General features: G+C 61.8%; 13 protein-coding genes. 5 read left to right on the top strand and 8 right to left on the bottom strand.

Annotated features, from left to right (window positions below):
- Positions 1-40: 40 nt before the first annotated feature.
- Entirely contained in the window at positions 41-1,102 is a 1,062-nt protein-coding gene (locus tag ISP19_RS10075) for an NAD(P)-dependent alcohol dehydrogenase (RefSeq protein ID WP_204681381.1), read from the bottom strand.
- A 180-nt stretch (positions 1,103-1,282) separates the two neighbouring features.
- Between ISP19_RS10075 and ISP19_RS10070 the strand changes: the two genes are divergently transcribed.
- Complete coding sequence (locus tag ISP19_RS10070; RefSeq protein WP_204681378.1) at positions 1,283-2,209, top strand: AraC family transcriptional regulator; 927 nt, start codon at positions 1,283-1,285, stop codon at positions 2,207-2,209.
- Positions 2,210-2,313: 104 nt separating this feature from the next.
- Here ISP19_RS10070 and ISP19_RS10065 read toward each other — a convergent pair whose 3' ends face one another.
- The 4 genes from ISP19_RS10065 to ISP19_RS10050 all read right to left on the bottom strand — a co-directional run bounded on the left by ISP19_RS10065 (position 2,314) and on the right by ISP19_RS10050 (position 8,623).
- Positions 2,314-3,744, bottom strand: coding sequence for an aldehyde dehydrogenase family protein (locus ISP19_RS10065; RefSeq protein ID WP_204681376.1), 1,431 nt, complete (start codon positions 3,742-3,744; stop codon positions 2,314-2,316).
- Between the two features lie 17 nt (positions 3,745-3,761).
- Positions 3,762-5,405 (bottom strand): acetolactate synthase large subunit, encoded by a 1,644-nt coding sequence (locus tag ISP19_RS10060; protein ID WP_204681374.1) that lies wholly within the window; start codon positions 5,403-5,405, stop codon positions 3,762-3,764.
- Positions 5,406-5,692: 287 nt separating this feature from the next.
- Positions 5,693-7,060, bottom strand: coding sequence for an exodeoxyribonuclease VII large subunit (xseA, locus tag ISP19_RS10055; protein ID WP_204681372.1), 1,368 nt, complete (start codon positions 7,058-7,060; stop codon positions 5,693-5,695).
- Positions 7,061-7,171: 111 nt separating this feature from the next.
- Positions 7,172-8,623 carry a phospholipase D-like domain-containing protein gene (locus ISP19_RS10050; protein WP_204681370.1) on the bottom strand — a complete coding sequence of 484 codons (1,452 nt, stop codon included), beginning with the start codon at positions 8,621-8,623 and terminating at the stop codon, positions 7,172-7,174.
- 99 nt (positions 8,624-8,722) lie between these two features.
- On the opposite strand from ISP19_RS10050, the gene ISP19_RS10045 reads away from it, so the two are divergent.
- Complete coding sequence (locus tag ISP19_RS10045) at positions 8,723-10,666, top strand: acetyl-CoA hydrolase/transferase C-terminal domain-containing protein (protein WP_204682177.1); 1,944 nt, start codon at positions 8,723-8,725, stop codon at positions 10,664-10,666.
- A gap of 108 nt (positions 10,667-10,774) precedes the next feature.
- Positions 10,775-11,659: an HD-GYP domain-containing protein gene (locus tag ISP19_RS10040; RefSeq protein WP_239556716.1), complete on the top strand. Its 885-nt coding sequence runs from the start codon at positions 10,775-10,777 to the stop codon at positions 11,657-11,659.
- Here ISP19_RS10040 and aat read toward each other — a convergent pair.
- The 3 genes from aat to trxB form a co-directional block, all read right to left on the bottom strand.
- Positions 11,610-12,359, bottom strand: coding sequence for a leucyl/phenylalanyl-tRNA--protein transferase (aat, locus tag ISP19_RS10035; protein ID WP_204681365.1), 750 nt, complete (start codon positions 12,357-12,359; stop codon positions 11,610-11,612). The two genes, ISP19_RS10040 and aat, sit on opposite strands and share 50 nt — an antisense overlap.
- Positions 12,356-13,492 carry a GNAT family N-acetyltransferase gene (locus tag ISP19_RS10030; RefSeq protein WP_204681363.1) on the bottom strand — a complete coding sequence of 379 codons (1,137 nt, stop codon included), beginning with the start codon at positions 13,490-13,492 and terminating at the stop codon, positions 12,356-12,358. The genes aat and ISP19_RS10030 overlap by 4 nt, the downstream gene beginning before the upstream one ends.
- A 149-nt stretch (positions 13,493-13,641) precedes the next feature.
- Positions 13,642-14,604 carry a thioredoxin-disulfide reductase gene (gene trxB / locus ISP19_RS10025; RefSeq protein ID WP_204681361.1) on the bottom strand — a complete coding sequence of 321 codons (963 nt, stop codon included), beginning with the start codon at positions 14,602-14,604 and terminating at the stop codon, positions 13,642-13,644.
- A gap of 329 nt (positions 14,605-14,933) precedes the next feature.
- Here trxB and ISP19_RS10020 point away from each other — a divergent pair, with 329 nt between their 5' ends.
- Both ISP19_RS10020 and lolA read left to right on the top strand, forming a co-directional pair.
- Positions 14,934-17,297: a DNA translocase FtsK gene (locus ISP19_RS10020; protein WP_379946349.1), complete on the top strand. Its 2,364-nt coding sequence runs from the start codon at positions 14,934-14,936 to the stop codon at positions 17,295-17,297.
- Positions 17,298-17,439: 142 nt separating this feature from the next.
- Entirely contained in the window at positions 17,440-18,099 is a 660-nt protein-coding gene (gene lolA / locus ISP19_RS10015) for an outer membrane lipoprotein periplasmic chaperone LolA (RefSeq protein ID WP_204681350.1), read from the top strand.
- Positions 18,100-18,152 lie beyond the last annotated feature (53 nt).

Genomic DNA, 18,152 nt, shown 5'->3' with positions numbered 1-18,152 from the left:
ATGCAAAAGGGCCGGGTGAGCCCCCTCCATCAAGGCAGCATCAGCCTTCGTTTTTCAGCGATGCCAGATCGATCACAAAGCGATAGCGCACATCGCTCTTCAACATGCGCGCATACGCGGCATTGATGTCCTGCATGTCGATCATTTCCACATCGGCATTGATGTTGTGCTGCGCGCAGAAATCCAGCATCTCCTGCGTTTCCGGAATGCCGCCGATCAGCGAGCCGGCAACGGAACGGCGGCCAAAGATCAAAGTGCCGGCATGCGTCGGCGGTTCGATCGGCTCGACCAGCCCGACCAGCACGTGCACGCCATCCAGCTTCAGCGTAGCCAGATAGGGGTTGAGATCATGCTGATGCGGCACGGTGTCGAGAATGAAATCGAACTGTCCGGCCACTGCCTCCATCTGCTTCGGATCGGTGGACAGCACCACGTGATCGGCGCCGAGGCGACGTGCCTCCTGTTCCTTGCCGGGGGAGCGGGTGAACAGGGTGACCTCTGCGCCCATCGCCTTGGCGAACTTCAGGCCCATGTGGCCCAGGCCGCCCAGACCGATCACTGCCACTTTCTGGCCCTTGCCGATCTTCCAGTGGCGCAGCGGCGACCACGTGGTAATGCCCGCGCACAGCAGCGGCGCGGCGGCCTTGGGATCGACACCATCGGGAATGCGCAGTACAAACTTGTCCGACACCACGATGCGCTCAGAGTAGCCGCCGTAGGTCGGCAAGCCATCGTGGCGGTCCGTGCTGTTGTAGGTGAAGGTGGGGACTTCCTTGCAGTATTGCTCCAGGCCCTGCGCGCAGGCATCGCAGTGCTGGCAGGAGTCGACCATGCAGCCGACCCCAACCATGTCACCGGGCTTGAAGGCGGTGACCTTGTCACCGACCGAGGCCACCCGGCCAATGATTTCGTGGCCGGGCACCAGCGGGTACTTGCTGCCGCCCCATTCATTACGAGCCTGGTGGATGTCGGAGTGGCAGACGCCGCAATACAGAATGTCGACGACTACGTCGTCCGGACGTGGATCGCGGCGCTCGAAGCGGTGCGGGGCCAGCGGGGTGGTGGCGGATTGCGCGGCATAGCCACGGATGCTCAGAGCCATGTTTTTCTCCTGGGGAACGAGAACATCGAACAAGCGAGAAGTATGCGCAGCGAGGAACCCTTGCGGGTAGCTGAAAACTGCGAAAAGCTTGCCTGATTCTGCAAACTCTGCCCCGGGCACTCGCCATCGTCTGTAGGAACAGGCAATCTGTCGACTTTGGTGAAGGTCCGGTTTGTCCCCATGAGCAGCCAGTTGAAGCCGATGGACTCGTTTTCGCGCCTGGAGCAGGATCGCGAGGAATTGACAGCCCTCGTTGAACAATACGCTCAGATCGAAGGCGTCACCATGACCCACTGGCCCGCCTTGTCGTTCTTCCGCGCCGACTCGCCCAGTGACCGCACCTGCGCCATGTACGAGCCGTGCCTGGGTCTGCTGCTCCAGGGCAACAAGCACATCCTGATGGGCGAGGAGCGCTTCGAGCAGGAGAACGGCCACTACCTGATCAGTTCCATCGAGGTCCCGGTGTCGGCGCAGGTGATGCGGGCGTCGCGCCAACAGCCCTGCCTGTGCCTGACCTTGCGCCTGGATCCGCCGCGTATTGGCGAATGGCTGTCGGAGGTGAAGTTGCCCAAGCTGGCGACGGCCACCGCTCGCGGCATCGCCTTGAGCCCGGTCAGTGCCGAGATTCTGGATCCCTTACTACGTCTGGTACGCCTGCTCGATTCGCCGCGTGATCTGTCGCTGCTGGCGCCGCTGATCGAGCGCGAATTGATTTATCGCCTGCTGACGGGCGAGCAGGGTGCGCGACTGGCGCAGATTGCCGTCGCGGGAGGCCAGGGTCAGCAGATTGCGCGCGCGATTCAGTGGTTACAGCAGCACTACAACAAGCCATTGCGCATCGGCGATCTCGCCAACATGGTCAATATGAGCGCTTCATCGCTGCATCACCATTTCCGTGAAATCACCGCGATGAGTCCGTTGCAATACCAGAAGGTGCTGCGTCTGCATGAAGCGCGCCGCCTTCTGCTCGCCGAGGGCTGCGACGTGGCCACCGCGGCCCATCGAGTCGGTTATGAGAGCCCGTCGCAATTCAGCCGCGAATACAGCCGTCATCATGGCGCACCGCCGCTGCGCGATGTGAATCGGTTGCGGTCCATCCGTTGTTGAGCGACCGTTTTCGTCCGAGCAAACAGCGCTGTTAGCTCAGCAGCCGCCCCACTTTGCATCGGCGGCTCCCTCTCCCTGGAAGGGAGAGGGAGTCATGTGCGGTATCAAAGCTCGCGCATCACCATCAACCGAATCTCGGTCATATCCTCAATCGCGTAACGCACGCCTTCACGGCCGATGCCCGAGAGCTTAAGGCCCCCGTAAGGCATGTTGTCCACGCGGAAGCTCGGTACATCGTTGACCACCACGCCGCCTTGCTCCAGTTCGTTCCACGCACGCATCGCATTGGCGAGGCTGTCGGTAAAGATGCCGGCCTGCAGGCCAAAGTCGGAGTCGTTGACCATCGCGATGGCATCGTCGATCTTTTTGAATGGGGCGAGCAAGGCGAATGGCCCGAAGGCTTCCATGCGGTTGGCCTTGGCATCACTGGGCACGTTTTCCATCAGCGTGGCGTCGAGCATGTTGCCCTTGCGCTTGCCGCCGCACAGGATCTTGCCGCCGGCTTTGTGCGCTTCGTTGATCCAGCCTTCGAGGCGTTCGGCGGCGGCTTCGTCGATCATCGGTCCCAGGAAGACATCTTTCTTTTTCGGATCGCCGGCCTTGAGCGCTTTCACGGCTTCGACCAGGCGCTTTTTCAACGCGTCGTAAATCGAAGCATGCGCGTAGATGCGCTGCACGCTGATGCAACTTTGCCCGGATTGATAGAAAGCGCCGAAGACCAGCCGTTCGATGACCTTGTCCAGATGCGGTTCCTGGTCGGCGTCGATAATGCAGGCCGCATTGCCGCCCAGTTCCAGCGTCACTTTCTTGTGGCCTGCCTTGGCTTTCAGGTCCCAGCCGATCTGTCCTCCGGTGAAGGAGAGCAGCTTCAGGCGCGGATCTTCCACCAGTGGCGTAGCGTGCTTGCCATCCAGTGTAAGTACCGAGAATGCGCCTTTGGGCAGATCGGTTTCCGCCAGGATCTCACCGATGATCAATGCGCCGATCGGTGTTTTTTCCGACGGCTTCAACACAAACGGGCAGCCTGCCGCTAGCGCCGGTGCCACTTTGTGTGCAACCAGATTCAATGGAAAATTGAACGGCGTGATGAACGATACGGGCCCCAGCGGTACGCGTTTGGTGTAACCGTGATAACCATCCAGCCGCGATGCCAATTCCAGGTTCAGTGTTTCACCGTTGATGCGTACCGCTTCTTCTGCGGCAATGCGAAAGGTTTCGATCAGCCGCGTGACTTCGCCGGCCGAATCCTTGATCGGCTTGCCGGCCTCGATGCACAGCGCCATCGCCAGCTCATCGCGGCGCTCTTCAAAGCGGCGGGCGCAATGCTGCAATACCGCCTGCCGTGCCCAGGGACGGAAGTCCTTCATCGGTCCGGCCCCCTTGACCGCGGCCTTGATGGCTTTCTCGGTAGCGCTGTCATCCGGTACCGCCACGCGCGTGGCGACCTTGCCGCTGTATTTGTCGTAGACCTCCATCATGGTCTTGGAGGTCTGCGGCTGGTTGGCGAGGTAGTAGGGGTAGGTTTTCTCGAGCATGGTCGTTTCCGTGGAGGTCAGACAGCAGCGCTCAGGCTACGGATTTCTTCGTTAAGCACGCGGTGGTTGTCGGAATAATCGATAGCCAGATCGATCAGGTGGACGCCGCCCTGGTCGAAAGCGCGTTGCAGGGTCGGCAGAAACTCGTCGGCCTGCTCAGGACGATGCCCGTGTGCACCATGCGCTTCGGCAAAGCGCACGAAATCGGGATTGCTGAACTCCATGCCGTAATCGGCAAAACCCATATCGGCCTGTTTCCAGCGGATCATGCCGAAGGCGTCATCGCGCAGCAGCAGGATCACCAGATCGAGCTTCAGGCGCACGGCCGTTTCCAGCTCCTGCGCATTCATCATGAAGCCGCCGTCGCCGCAGATGGCCAGTACTTTGCGTTCGGGATACACCATCTTCGCCGCCATCGCCGAGGGCAACCCGGCACCCATCGTCGCCAGCGCGTTGTCGAGCAGCACTGTATTGGGCTGGCGCGCCTTGTAGTAACGCGCGTACCAGAGTTTGTACATGCCATTGTCCAGGCACAGGATGCCGTCATCCGGCATGTACTTGCGGGTATCGCTGACCACCCGCACCGGGTGCATGGGGAACCGCGGCTCTTCCGCATAATCGCGGAGCTGCTCGTGGAAGGCGTGCCGTACTTTGTTGAAGTAACTGAAATCCCAGTTTGGCTGCTCGGCGAGCGCATCGGTCAGGCGTTCGATGGTATGCGCGATATCGCCGACGACTTCGATCTGCGGGAAGTAAACGCTATCCACTTCCGCCGATGAGAAGTTGATGTGGATGACTGTGCGCCGTCCGCGTTGCATGAAGAATGGAGGCTTTTCCACCACGTCATGGCCGGCGTTGATGATCACATCGGCGGCATCGATGGCGCGATGGACAAAATCGCCATCGGAAAGCGCGGCGTTGCCCAGCCACAGGGGATGATCTTCGTCCACCACGCCCTTGCCCATCTGTGTGGTGAAGAAGGGAATGCCCAGCTTGTCGATAAAGGCGCGCAAGGCCAGCGCCGTGCGTTGGCGATTGGCCGCGGCGCCGATCATCAGGATGGGGTGCTTGGCGTTGCTGATGGCTTCGGCGGCCTGCACCAGCGCAGCATCGTCGGGGGAGGGCCGCCGCGCGTACTCAGTGGGAAGCAACACGAAATCCGTGACCTCATCACGGGCAATGTCTTCGGGCAGTTCCAGATGCACGGCGCCGGGACGTTCCTCTTCCGCACGGCGGAATGCTTCGCGAATGCGCGCGGGAATAGTTGCTGCCGAAACGATCTGCCGCGTGTACTTGGTCAGCGGCTGCATCATGTCGACCACGTCGACCAGCTGGAACAGGCCCTGCTTGTGCAGGCGGATCGGTTTCTGGCCGGTGATCATCAACATCGGCATCGCACCGAGCTGGGCATAGGCCGCGGCGGTGACCAGATTGGTCGCGCCGGGGCCAAGCGTGGAAAGCGCCACACCTGCCTCACCGGTGAGCCGCCCCCAGGTGGCCGCCATGAAGCCGGCGGCTTGTTCGTGGCGGGTGACGATCAACTGGATCGAGGACTCGCGCAGGGCCTCGACCATATCCAGGTTCTCTTCGCCAGGGACACCGAAGATACTGCGTACGCCTTCGGCTTCCAGCGCTTTCACAAATAGAGTGGCGGCCTTCATGCATCGCCTCCTTAGTGGAGAAAAGCAGCTGCTATTTGTACAGGAATATTCGATTCGTTCGGAGAAATGTTTAATTCGTGTAAGAAATTAAACAGATTGAGCCGAAAAGCACGTGCTTACTGGAGCTACTGCATAAATACCGTCATCCCGGCAAAAGCCGGAATCCGACGACTTTAAGTGCTCAAATGATCATGCAAAGTAATGACAAGGCAAGAATGACGTTTTTGGGGATATCCGCTACCGCAAAATACATCTTTTGCTGAAACTCGGCTTTGCTAAAACGAGCGTTATTCGTCGCTCACCCGCAACGGCAATTCGCCATCGGCAAGACGCGCACGCAGCCGTGTATCGGCCGCGATGTTTTGGGCCGAACGCAGCACCTTGCCTTCGGTATCGAACAGGATCGCGTAACCGCGCTCCAGCGTGGCGAGCGGGCTGACTGCGTGCAGCGCGCGGGCCGTTTGTTGCAAGGTCAGCCGCTCGCGTTCCAGCTTGTGCTCGACCAGCCGGCGCAAATGCACGGCATGTTGCTCAAGCCGTTGCCGCAGCAGGGCGAGCTGTTGGCGCGGGTGCTGGGCGAGCAGGTGTGCATGGGTGCGATCGAGCCGGGCTTTCAGCTGGGTCAGTTGCGCTCGACGTGCGGCGAGCAGGCGACGGTGCAGTTGCAGCAAGCGTTCGCGATCACGTGCCAGCCTCGCTTGCGGGCGTTGTGCCTGCAAACGCGCCAGCAAATGATCGATGCGCTGGATGTGGGCTTGCAGGCGGCGTTCCTGGATCGCAACGATGCGCTGACGCAGTTGATCCAGTTGCCGCTGCTGCGCACGTGCATCCGGTACCAGCAATTCCGCGGCAGCGGATGGGGTCGGCGCACGCAGGTCGGCGACGAAATCGGCAATGCTGAAGTCGATCTCGTGCCCGACGGCGCTGACCACCGGCACCTTGCTGGCGTGGATGGCGCGAGCCACCTGTTCGTCGTTGAAGGCCCACAGGTCTTCCAGCGAGCCACCGCCTCGGGTCAGCAGCAATACGTCGTAACGGCCACTGGCCGAGGCCCTGCGCAGCATCGATACGATGGCTGGCGGCGCTTCGCGGCCTTGCACCGGTACGGGCAGCACTTCCACCGCCACCAGGGGCCAGCGGCGACTGAGTACGCTCAATACGTCGCGGATGGCGGCGCCGGTAGCGGATGTGATTACGCCAATACGGCGTGCAAACCGGGGCAGGGGGCGTTTCCGTTCCTGGGCGAACAGGCCTTCGGCGTCCAGTTGCGCCTTCAGCCGTTCGAACTCGCGTTGCAGGGCGCCTTCGCCGGCCGGTTCCATGTGCTCGGCAACCAGCTGGAATTCACCGCGCGGCTCATACAGGCCCACGCGTGCACGGATCAGCACCTGCATGCCATCGGCAGGCTTGAAGCGCAGCCAGCTGGTCTTGGGTTTGAACATCGCGCAGCGCACCTGCGCCGCACTGTCTTTCAGGGTGAAATAAAGATGGCCCGAAGCCGGGCGTGCGACATTGGACAGCTCACCCTCGACCCAGACCAGCGGCAGCGCGTCTTCCAGCAACCCGCGCACCAGCCGATTGAGTGTGCTGGGCGTGAGGATGTGCCGAGGCGGCTGACCGCCCGCACTGTCGCTGAAGTCGTCGGGCGCGTGCATGGAGGCGGGAGACTAGCACGAACGGCTTGGAGAACATTCGATTGGCGTGCGATGCGCAGGCTTTTTCTCATTCAATTCATATAAATTGATGATTTTACTTGTTTTATTGCCCTAGTCGGGTTCATCGATACCGCGGATCCGGCGCAAGTGCTGCCTGCGCAGCTGCCATGCGCGGATACCTGTATTGATGGCAAACCATGCGGCGATCGCAGCAATCGGCCAGCCCACCACCGCCGGCCATAGCACGGCGACTATCGTGAGCGCGGCCAGCGCCATCGAGGTGCTGACCAGTGCGCCGGATTCGGTATCGCCCAAGACGCGCCGCTCGGTCAGTGCTGCACCCACGCTGTTGGCGATGCGCAGCGCGCCCGCCGCCGCACGGCCGGAGCTGCCGCCGATGTGCCTTGGTTGCGCTCGCCGCACCTCGCTGCTGCGGATGCGTTCGCCACGTCGATAGCGGCGTGGCGCCAGCACGATCTCGGTTGCGTTCTGCAGATCTCGTTCGTATTGCGCGGCAAGTTGTGCGGCGAAACCGCCGTCTTCGATGGCGACATCGATCTCGCGATTGCTCAGCCAGCTGGCGAGGTTGAGATTCGATGAGCCGACGCGCGCCCATTGCCCATCGGCCACTGCGGTCTTGGCATGCAGCATGGAGCCGTTCCATTCGAACACGCGAACGCCTGCCCTGAGCAGCGGCCGGTAACCGGAACGGGACAGGCTGGCGACGACGGAAATATCGCTGGTCCCCGGCACCAGCAAGCGCACATCCACGCCATCACGCGCGGCTGCCGACAAGGCCTGTACGTAGGGAGGCACACCGACGAAGTAGGCATCGGTCAGCCACAGGCTGCGGCGAGCCATGGCCGCGATCAACTGATCGAGCCGGTACATGCCGGTGGTGGCCGGCTGCGTGGCGATCACCCGCATGGCCACGTCACCCGCCGGCTCTTCGCTGGGTGGTGACGCGAAGGCAAGCGGTGACCCGCCCGACGCATTCCAGCTATCGGCAAACCCTGCTTCCAGCTCGGCGACGGCCGGGCCGTGCAGCGCTACACCCGTATCGCGCCATGGCGGAATATGTCGCGCGGCGTGGCCAAGCCATTTCGCGCTGATGCATACGCCGGAAAGAAAACCCTGTCGACCGTCGATCACCAGTTGCTTACGGTGATCGCGGCTCATCCAGCCCAACGAATGCCCAAACTGCGGCGAATTGAAGACCCGTACCTGACCGCCGGCCGCGCGCAAGGGTTTCCAGAACGACGAGCCGGACTGCCCAAGGCAGCCCATCCAGTCCACCACCACCGCCACGAATACGCCCTCGCGTGCACGCTCGGTCAAAGCATCAAGAAAGGCGTGGCCGACCTCATCGTCGCGGATGATGTAGTTCTCCAGCAGCACTCGTTGCCGGGCGCTGCGGATGGCTGCAAGCCAGGCAGCGAAGTGGGCCTCTGCATCGATCAGCAATTCGACCTTGTTGCCGCCAAGCAATGGAGCACCAGCGGTGCGGCTCAATGCCTGCTCGGCTAGCAGTCGACTTGGCGTGGGTGTCGAGGTGGTGACCATGCTGTGAGTATATCGACCGCCTTCTGCGCGTCACTTGCCTACAACGTCGTATTGCAGGGAGCTGTGCGCAACATCGCATGCTTCTGGCATGATCAACGCATGTTGCCGGAGCAGCGTTTTACGGACACCGACGCCTGTGCGCAGCTGATCGTCGAGCGGCTGGGTGCCGATCTACGTGTTGCCGCCCCCTTGGGGCTCGGCAAGCCGCACGGTTTGCTCAATGCCTTGTACGCCTTGATGCAGGCAGATACCTGGCGCTCGATGACCTTGTACACGGCCTTGTCACTCACTCGGCCCTTGCCCAAGCCCGGACTGGAAGCGCGTTTTCTTGGCCCCTTCCTGGAGCGGCATTTCGGCGCGGATTACCTCGATCCGCAGTATGCCCTTGATCAACAGCTGGGCAAATTGCCGCCGAATGTGGCGGTGCATGAGTTCTACATGCAATCCGGCACGCTGCTGCACTCGGCCAGCGCCCAGCGCAACTACATCAGCCAGAACTACTCCCATGTGGCGCGCGACCTGGTGGTGCAGGACATCAATCTGCTGGTGCAACTGGTGGCGCGGCACGACACGCCGGGTGGTGTGCGCTACAGCCTTTCCTGCAATCCGGATCTGACCCTGGATTTCCTGGATCGCGTCAAGGCGGCGGGCAAAGCGCGGCCGCTGTGCGTGGCCGTCGTGCATCCGGCCTTGCCGTATATCGGTGGGAATGCCGAGGTGCCGCATGACTTCTTCGATCTCGAACTGTCGCCGTCGTCCTCCCCGCCACTGTTTGCACTGCCGCGTTCGCCGGTGGACATCAACGAATACGCGTTGGGTCTGCATGCCAGTGCGTTGGTGAAGGATGGCGGTTGTCTGCAAATCGGCATCGGCGCCTTATCCGATGCGCTCGTCAAAGGCTTGTTGCTGCGGCATCAGGACAACGTCGCGTGGCGGCAGGCGCTGCTGGCGCTGGATGCAGGTGGCTCGACGCACGCGCTGGCAGGGCGCCTGGGTGGGCTGACCAGCTTCAAGACCGGTCTGTACGGCGCCAGCGAAATGGTGCTGGATGGCTTCATGCATCTGGCCAAGGCGGGCATTCTCAAGCGGCGGAGCTGGGACAACCTGGCGTTGGAACGCGCTGCGATAGCTGGCCGTCTGCCGGAGGATGTGCCGGGCGGCCATTATTTGCGTGGCGGTTTCTTTCTTGGATCGCGCGATCTTTATGAATGGCTGGATGTCACTGCCGGCAGCGATCCGGATGCGATCGATATGTGCCGCATCTCCAACGTCAACCAGCTTTACGGCGACCATCAGCAACTGGCCGTGTTGCAGCGGCGCGGCGCGCGTTTCTTCAACAGTTGCATGATGGCGACCTTGCTCGGCTCGGCGGTATCCGATGGCCTGGACGACGGTCATGTGGTGAGCGGGGTGGGCGGCCAATACAACTTCGTCGCGATGGCGCACGAACTGCCGGACGGCCGTTCGGCCTTGATGCTGCGCGCCACCCGCAAAGGCCAGAATGGGGTCGAAACCAACATCCGCTGGAATTACGGCCACACTACGATCCCGCGTCATCTGCGTGACATCGTGATTACCGAATATGGCGTGGCCGACCTGCGCGGCAAAAGCGACAGCGAATGTATCGAAGCGATGCTGGGGATCAGCGATGCGCGTTTTATCGATGCCTTGGCGGCCGAAGCGAAGTCGCACGGCAAGCTGGCCGCGGATTTCAAGATTCCCGACGGCTGGCGCCAACATCGCCCCGAGCTTCTGCAGCAGGCGCTGGCCAAGCCGATGCGCAAGGGATTGATGCCGACATTCCCGTTTGGCAGCGACTTCACTGACGTGGAGCAACGCCTGCTACCGGCACTGGAATGGCTCAAGTCATCCAGCGCGAACTGGAAGGGCAGGTGGCAGTTGCTTGAAGCGCTGTTGCGTCCGGGGGAGCCGCGTGTCGAGGAAGCGGCGGCACTGGAGCGCATGGGGCTGGTGGACGCAGTGAGTTTGCGTGATCGTTTGCAACGTCGCATCTTGCAGGTGGCATTGCGGCGTCAAGCTTGAGTTCGAGGTGGTTGGTTGGGTCCGTGCTGGATTGCTCGAGATTTTCGCGTCGCCCGGTAGATGATTTGCGCATCGCAACACACTGGGGGCATGATGGCGGATGACACAATGCGCGTTCGTCAGGCGCCCCCGGGGGAGGGCAGTTTCGTGGTCCTAAGCCCGCAGTTCCGTACCGCCGGCACCTATGTGCTGGTTTCGGCCATCTATATCTGGCTCTCCGGGCAATTGCTGGGAAGTTTGGTGCATGACCCGCACCGGCTGGTTTTCTACCAGATCATCAAAGGCTGGCTGTTTGTGCTGGGAACCGGCCTGTTGCTGTACTGGATGATCGGCCGCACGGTGCGCCGGATGGCCGAGGCAAACCGGCGTCTGCTCAAGAGCCATGAGGAGACCCTGCATGTGCTGGTCGAGGCGATGGATATCCGGCACAAGGAAACCAGCGATCATTCCGAGCGCGTCGTACGCATGGCGACCGGTTTGGCCCGCTTGGCGGGCCTGGATAGCGACGCCCTGCGTGATATCAAGTTCGGCGCGCTGCTGCATGACATCGGCAAACTTGCCTTGCCGGATAGCATCCTCATCAAGCCGGGCAAACTGGACGAAGACGAAACACGCCTGATGCGCACGCATCCGCGCATGGGTTACGACATGTTGCAACGGATCGAATTTTTGCGCGGAGCCAGCGCCATTCCATACAGTCATCACGAGCGCTGGGACGGCACCGGTTATCCGCAAGGTCTGGCTGGCGAAACCATTCCGCTGGCGGCGCGCATTTTCAGCGTTGTGGATGTATGGGACGCGCTTAGTTTTCCACGTGTCTACAAACCGGCGTGGCCGGAGACAGATGTCTTGAACTACTTGAAGGACGCCGCCGGTGGTCAGCTGGATCCCAGGCTGGTACAGCTCTTCCTCAACAATTACGCGGCACTGAAAACGCTGGCGCTTACGCCGAACCCATCAAATGATCGTCTTCCAAAATCCGCGTTGCCGTAAGGATGGGCAGGTCGTTCCAATGTTTTGGGTCGAACGGTGCCGTTGCCAGCGTCGTGATGCTGCGTAGAAAAGCGCTGCGTGGCATTTCAACGGCGCCAAGGCCCAGCAGGTGAGGATTGCTGACCTGTGCATCGATCAGTGGAAACCCCCATTGACGCAGCAAGGCGGCCAGCGCGCATAGCGCGAGCTTCGATCCGCCACTCTGTGCGCTGAACATCGACTCGCCACAAAACAGCTTGCCGATGGATACGCCGTAAACACCACCGATCAGCTGGTCTCCCTCCCACACTTCCACACTGTGCGCGTAGCCCTGCACATGCAGTTCATCGTACGCATCGATCATGGCCGGGCCGATCCAGGTGCCGGATTGGCTGGGGCGCGGCGCCGCGCAGGCTTCCATGACCCGGCGAAAAGCGCGATCGACGGTCACCTGCCATCCCTTGCCGGCCACGGCGCGGCGCAGGCTGCGATTGGGCCGCAGCGTTTCGGTATGAAAGACGCAGCGTGGATCAGGCGACCACCACAGGATCGGCTCACCTTCGTTGAACCAGGGGAATATGCCGTGTGCGTACGCTATCTTCAGCCGCTCGGGTGAAAGATCACCCCCGAAAGCGAGCAGCCCATTCGGTTCGGCGAGCGCGGTGTGTGGATCAGGGAAACGATCCAGTGCGTGCTCGTCGAGTAAGGGCAGGCGAATCATGGTTTGGCGTAGGGGCTGTGATCGAGCAACTCTTCGGCATAAGCGTCCACGCCTTCGCGCTCCTGTGCAAGCGCCCGGCCCACGGCGCTGCGGAAGCCTTCATGCAGCAGGTAATGGCGCGAATATGTGCGGACAGGGAGGAATCCGCGCGCCAGTTTGTGTTCGCCCTGCGCGCCGGGTTCGAAATGTTGCAGCCCGTGTGCAATGGCGTATTCGATACCCTGGTAGTAGCACAGCTCGAAATGCAGGTCAGGCAAGTCGACGCTGGCGCCCCAGTAACGGCCATACAAGGTCGTGGCGCTGCGCAACAGCAGGGCCATGGCGACAATGTCCTCGCCTTGCTTGGCGAGCGCCAGTTGTACGGTGTTGCCGAGTTCCTTGCGCAAGTACTGGAAGAAAGCCTCAGTTAGCGCGGCGTGGTTGCCCTTGGCGTCAAACGTGGAGGCATAAAGCGCATGCACGCGCAGCCAACTGCGCGCATCCAGATCCGCGCCGCCGTACATCCCGATGTGCAGGCCATGACGGGCGACTCGTTGGCGCTCGTGCCGTATGTTCTTTCGCTTCTTGTGATTCAGTGCGGCGAGGAAGGCCTCGAAGTCTGCATAGTCGCGATTGTGCCAATGAAATTGCACGTCGCTGCGTGCCATCCAGTCGCCCTTGAAAGCGGCAAGATCCGCGTCACTCAGGAAATTGGCGTGGATCGACGACAGTTGCAGGCGCTCGGTTTGCTGCTGCATTGCCTGAACCAGAGACTCGCGCAAAGCAGGCGCCTGCGCAGGATCGCGGCCCACCAGCAGGCGCGGGCCGGTAACGGGTGAATAGGGCACGGCATTGAGCAGCTTGGGATAGTAATCGCCGCCCGCACGCTCCCAGGCGCTGGCCCAGCTCCAGTCGAACACAAACTCGCCGTGCGAGTTGCCTTTCAGGTACAGCGGCGCCGCGGCGATCAGTTCGCTGTTGCGATACAGACCCAGATGATGGGCCTGCCAACCCCAGTCGGGACGAATGCAACCCGTACGCTCGAGGCCGGCGAGGAATGCGTGCGAGAGAAACGGATTGTCATCCGGACGCAACGCATCCCACTTCGCGGCAGGGATGTCGTCGATGCTTTCGTGGAAACGTGCTTCGATCACGCGCGGCAGGGTTACTTAAGTTACGTAGGCTGGGCTAGCAGCGTAACCCAGCTTATCTCCATCGAATGCCAGGCTAGTTGTCGAATGCCAGGCTAGTTGGCTTACGCCGCGGATCAAGTGCGGCGCTAGCCAGCCTGGGCAATGGCCACTCAGCCAGCCGGCTTGCCCTGATCCAGCCAGCGCTCGGCATCCAGCGCCGCCATGCAACCAAAACCGGCCGACGTCACGGCCTGACGATACACATGATCGGCCACGTCGCCGGCGGCAAACACGCCGGGCACTGAGCTCATCGTCGCCATGCCGTCCAGTCCGGTGCGGATCTTGATGTAGCCGTCGTGCATTTCAAGCTGGTCTTCGAAGATGCCGGTGTTCGGTGTGTGGCCGATGGCGACGAAGAAGCCGGTGGCTTCGATGTCGCGGGTGACGCCGCTGTTGACGTCCTTCACGCGCACGCCGGTGACGCCGGAAGCATCGCCCAGCACTTCGTCAATGGCGTGGTTCCACACCAGCTCGATCTTGCCGGCGGCGGCTTTCTCGAACAGCTTGTCCTGCATGATCTTCTCGGCGCGCAGCTTGTCGCGGCGATGCACCAGGTACACCTTGCGGCCGATATTGGCCAGGTACAGTGCTTCTTCCACCGCCGTGTTGCCGCCGCCGACCACCACTACGTCCTGATCGCGGAAGAAGAAGCCGTCGCAGGTAGCGCAGGCCGAGACGCCCTTGCCCTTGTAGTGTTCTTCGCTGGGGATACCCAGGTACTTGGCGGTAGCGCCGGTGGCGATGATCAGTGCATCGCAGGTGTATTCGCCAGAATCGCCCTTCAGGCGAAACGGGCGCTGTTTCAAGTCCACCGAGTGGATATGGTCGAAGACCATCTCGGTTTCGAAGCGCTCGGCGTGTTCGGCCATGCGCTGCATCAGTTCCGGTCCCTGCACGCCCTTTACGTCGCCCGGCCAGTTGTCCACATCGGTGGTGGTCATCAATTGGCCACCCTGCTGCAAGCCGGTGATCATGGTCGGCTTGAGATTGGCGCGCGCGGCGTACACGGCTGCGGTGTATCCGGCGGGGCCCGAGCCGAGGATCAACAGGCGGCTATGTTTAGGGGTGCTCATTGCTATAATTCCTTAAGAATTCGCTGGCTGCTTGTAAGGGGATTCGCTGGAACGGCGAGGCGGGTTATCCGCTTCCCGGAAGACCGCAAGGATGGGGAACTCGCGAGGGCTATTCAAGGCATCGGCAGTTTTGTGTTTCCGTTCATCTGCCGGCCGCTAGCGTCCTGAGGGGGCGGGGGACGGGCAGCGAGGTCACTTGGTTACGCCCTTTGGCAAGCCAGACTGTCTGCAACTCGCGTCCGACCGGGGGATGGTGCGGCCGCGATGGCCTGCGCACTACCGTTCGTCCCTCAGCTCACACCCCTTGTTACACTGCTTCGCGCAAACGTATGCCAAATCCCGAAACTGCAAGGAAAAAGACCCCGGTGGCGCGTAGCGCGAACGTCCGAAAAACCAAGGAAAAGGAGGGCATGAGCGAAGAGCTCAAGCGCCGCCTGCGCGAGGCCGGCGCGCTGCTGCTGCTGCCATTGGCCTTGTACCTGTTGGTCTGCCTGCTGAGCTACGACGGCGCGGATCCGAGCTGGTCGCACGCCGATACCACCGACCACGTGCACAACCTCGGCGGCACGGTGGGCGCCTATATCGCAGACTTGTTGCGCTATCTGTTTGGCGGAGTGGCGTATTTCTTCCCCTTGCTGCTGCTGTTCCTGGGCGTGCAGGTGCTGCGCAATCACGGCGTGCGCAATGTGCAGCCGTGGGAGCCATCGCTGCGCCTGATCGGCTCGGTGTTTTTCTTCATCACCTTGCCCGGCCTGTTCTGGATCAACTTTCCGGACAGCACCATGGGACCGGAGGGCGCCGGTGGCGTGATCGGCCATGCCGTCGGCCACGGTCTGCTGCGCGCGTTTGGCGATAAAGGTGCGCCACTGCTGTTGCTGGCCCTGTTCCTGATCGCGGTGACGCTGGCGACCGGGCTGTCCTGGTTCAAGGTGATGGACCTGACCGGGCAGGGCGTGTTGAGGCTGTTCTCCTGGTTCGGCGGCAAGTTGCGCGAGGCGCCCGAGATGATCGCCGCGCATCAGGCGCGCGCCGAGCGCGAAGTGGTCAAGAAAGTCGAGGCGGTCAAACAGGCCAAGCGCGAACCTGTACGCATCGAAGCGCCCGCTGCACCGGTGGTGAAGAGCGAGCGTGCGCGCGTGGAAACACAGATTCCTCTGTTCGTCGGCGCTGCGCAGCCGGGTGAGCTCCCGCCGCTGTCGCTGCTGGATGAAGCGCCGGAACAGGGGCCGGGTTATTCGGAAGAAACCCTGGAAGTGCTGTCGCGCCAGGTCGAGCTGAAGCTCAAGGACTTCAAGATCGAGGCCAAGGTCGTCGGCGTTTATCCCGGTCCGGTGATCACCCGCTTTGAGCTGGAGCCCGCCGCCGGTGTGCGCGGCAGCCAGGTGTCGAGCCTGGACAAGGACATCGCGCGCGGCCTTTCGGTGGTCAGCGTGCGCGTGGTCGACGTGATTCCGGGCAAGAACGTGATCGGCCTGGAAATCCCCAACGCCAAGAAGCAGATCGTCTACCTGTCGGAAATCCTGCGCTCCGACCGCTACGACCAGCAGAAATCGCCGCTGGCGCTGGCGCTGGGCAAGGATATTGCCGGCCGCCCGGTGGTGGCTGACCTGGCCAAGATGCCGCATCTGTTGGTGGCCGGTACCACCGGTTCGGGCAAGTCGGTGGCGGTGAACGCGATGGTGCTGAGCCTGTTGTACAAGGCCAGCGCCAAAGACGTGCGCATGATCATGATCGACCCGAAGATGCTGGAGCTTTCGGTCTACGAAGGCATCCCGCATCTGCTGGCGCCGGTCGTCACCGACATGAAGGAAGCGGCCAACGCATTGCGCTGGTGCGTGGCCGAGATGGAGCGCCGCTACAAGCTGATGGCCGCGGTGGGCGTGCGCAACCTGGCCGGCTTCAACAAGAAGGTGAAGGACGCCGAGAACGCCGGCCAGCCGATGCTGGATCCGCTGTTCCGTCCCAATCCGGAAATGCCCAGCCTCACCGCCGAACCGCTGGAGACGCTGCCTTATATCGTCGTGATCATCGACGAGTTTGCCGACATGATGATGATCGTCGGCAAGAAGGTGGAAGAGCTGATCGCGCGTCTTGCCCAGAAGGCGCGTGCGGCGGGCGTGCATCTGGTGCTCGCCACCCAGCGTCCGTCGGTCGATGTGATTACCGGTCTGATCAAGGCGAATATCCCCACCCGTATCGCCTTCCAGGTATCCAGCAAGATCGACTCACGCACGATCCTTGACCAGTCCGGTGCGGAAACGCTGTTGGGTCACGGCGACATGCTTCACCTGCCTCCCGGCACTGCGACGCCCGAGCGCGTGCACGGCGCTTTTGTCGACGATCACGAAGTGCACAACGTAGTGGCCTGGCTCAAGGCACAGGGCGCGCCGCAATACATTGAAGGTGTGCTGGAAGAAGTGCAGGCCACCAGCGACGGCAAGTTCATCAACGACGCCGGCCTGCCGCAAGAAGGCGAGGAGGGCGGCGACGCCGACGCACAGCTCTACGACAAGGCTGTACGCATCGTCACCGAAACCCGCCGTGCCTCGATCTCCGGTGTACAGCGCCATCTGCGCATCGGCTACAACCGCGCCGCCCGCCTGATCGAGCAGATGGAGCAGGACGGCGTCGTCAGCGCACCCCAGCACAACGGCAACCGCGAGGTGCTGGCGCCGCCCCCACCGAGAAGCTAGGAGTGAGGGAAGAGGAGTGAGAAGTGAGAGAAAGCATGGAGAATCTCGGCTCTCTCTTACTCCTCACTCCTCTCCACTCTCTCCTGCCGTTAAGCTTTTCCGCCGCACACTTGGCTTATTTGGTTCATCAGGAACAGGTCCCATGAAACGCCTTCGCTTCGTCGCACTCGTCGGCTTGTTTGCGTTGTCCCTCAGCAGTCTGGTCCAGGCTGCCGGCCCGGCGCGTGCGCGGCTCGACGCCTTCGCTCAGGGACTGCATGCCATTTCCGGCAACTTCACGCAAACCATGACCGATCCCGGCGGCAAGGTCCAAACCAGCAACGGCACCCTGGTGCTGGAAGCGCCGCGCCAGTTTCGCTGGGATACGCTGACGCCTTACAAGCAGACCATCGTTGCCGATGGCAGCCGCGTATGGCTTTACGATCCGGATCTGGAGCAGGTGACGGTACGCAGGCAAGACACGGAAGAAGCGCACAGCCCGCTGACGGTGCTGACCGACCTGAAACAGTTGGACAAGGAATTCACCGTCACCGAGCAGGGCGAGCATGACGGTCTGGTGTGGCTGCGCCTGACCTCGGCCGGCCAGGATCCGCAATTCAGCTACGCCGATCTGGGCTTCGATGCGAGTGGGCTGGTGCGCATGCAGTTCAAGGATCAGCTGGGTGCTGTCACCGACATCCATTTCTCCAACTGGCAACGCAATCCGCAGATCCCGCCGCAGGATTTCAACTTCACGCCGCCCAAGGGTGCGGATGTGATCGGCGATTTGCCGGAACTCACCACGCAGCCGCTCAAGAACTGATCTTTTGCAGCTTGGTTACCCCGGACTTGATCCGGGGGTAACCCCACCCAGGG

The sequence above is a fragment of the Dyella flava genome, assembly GCF_016904955.1.
Lineage (GTDB): Bacteria > Pseudomonadota > Gammaproteobacteria > Xanthomonadales > Rhodanobacteraceae > Dyella_B > Dyella_B flava.
Note: the sequence above shows the minus strand (reverse complement) of the source record. Positions and strands in the feature narration are given on the sequence as shown.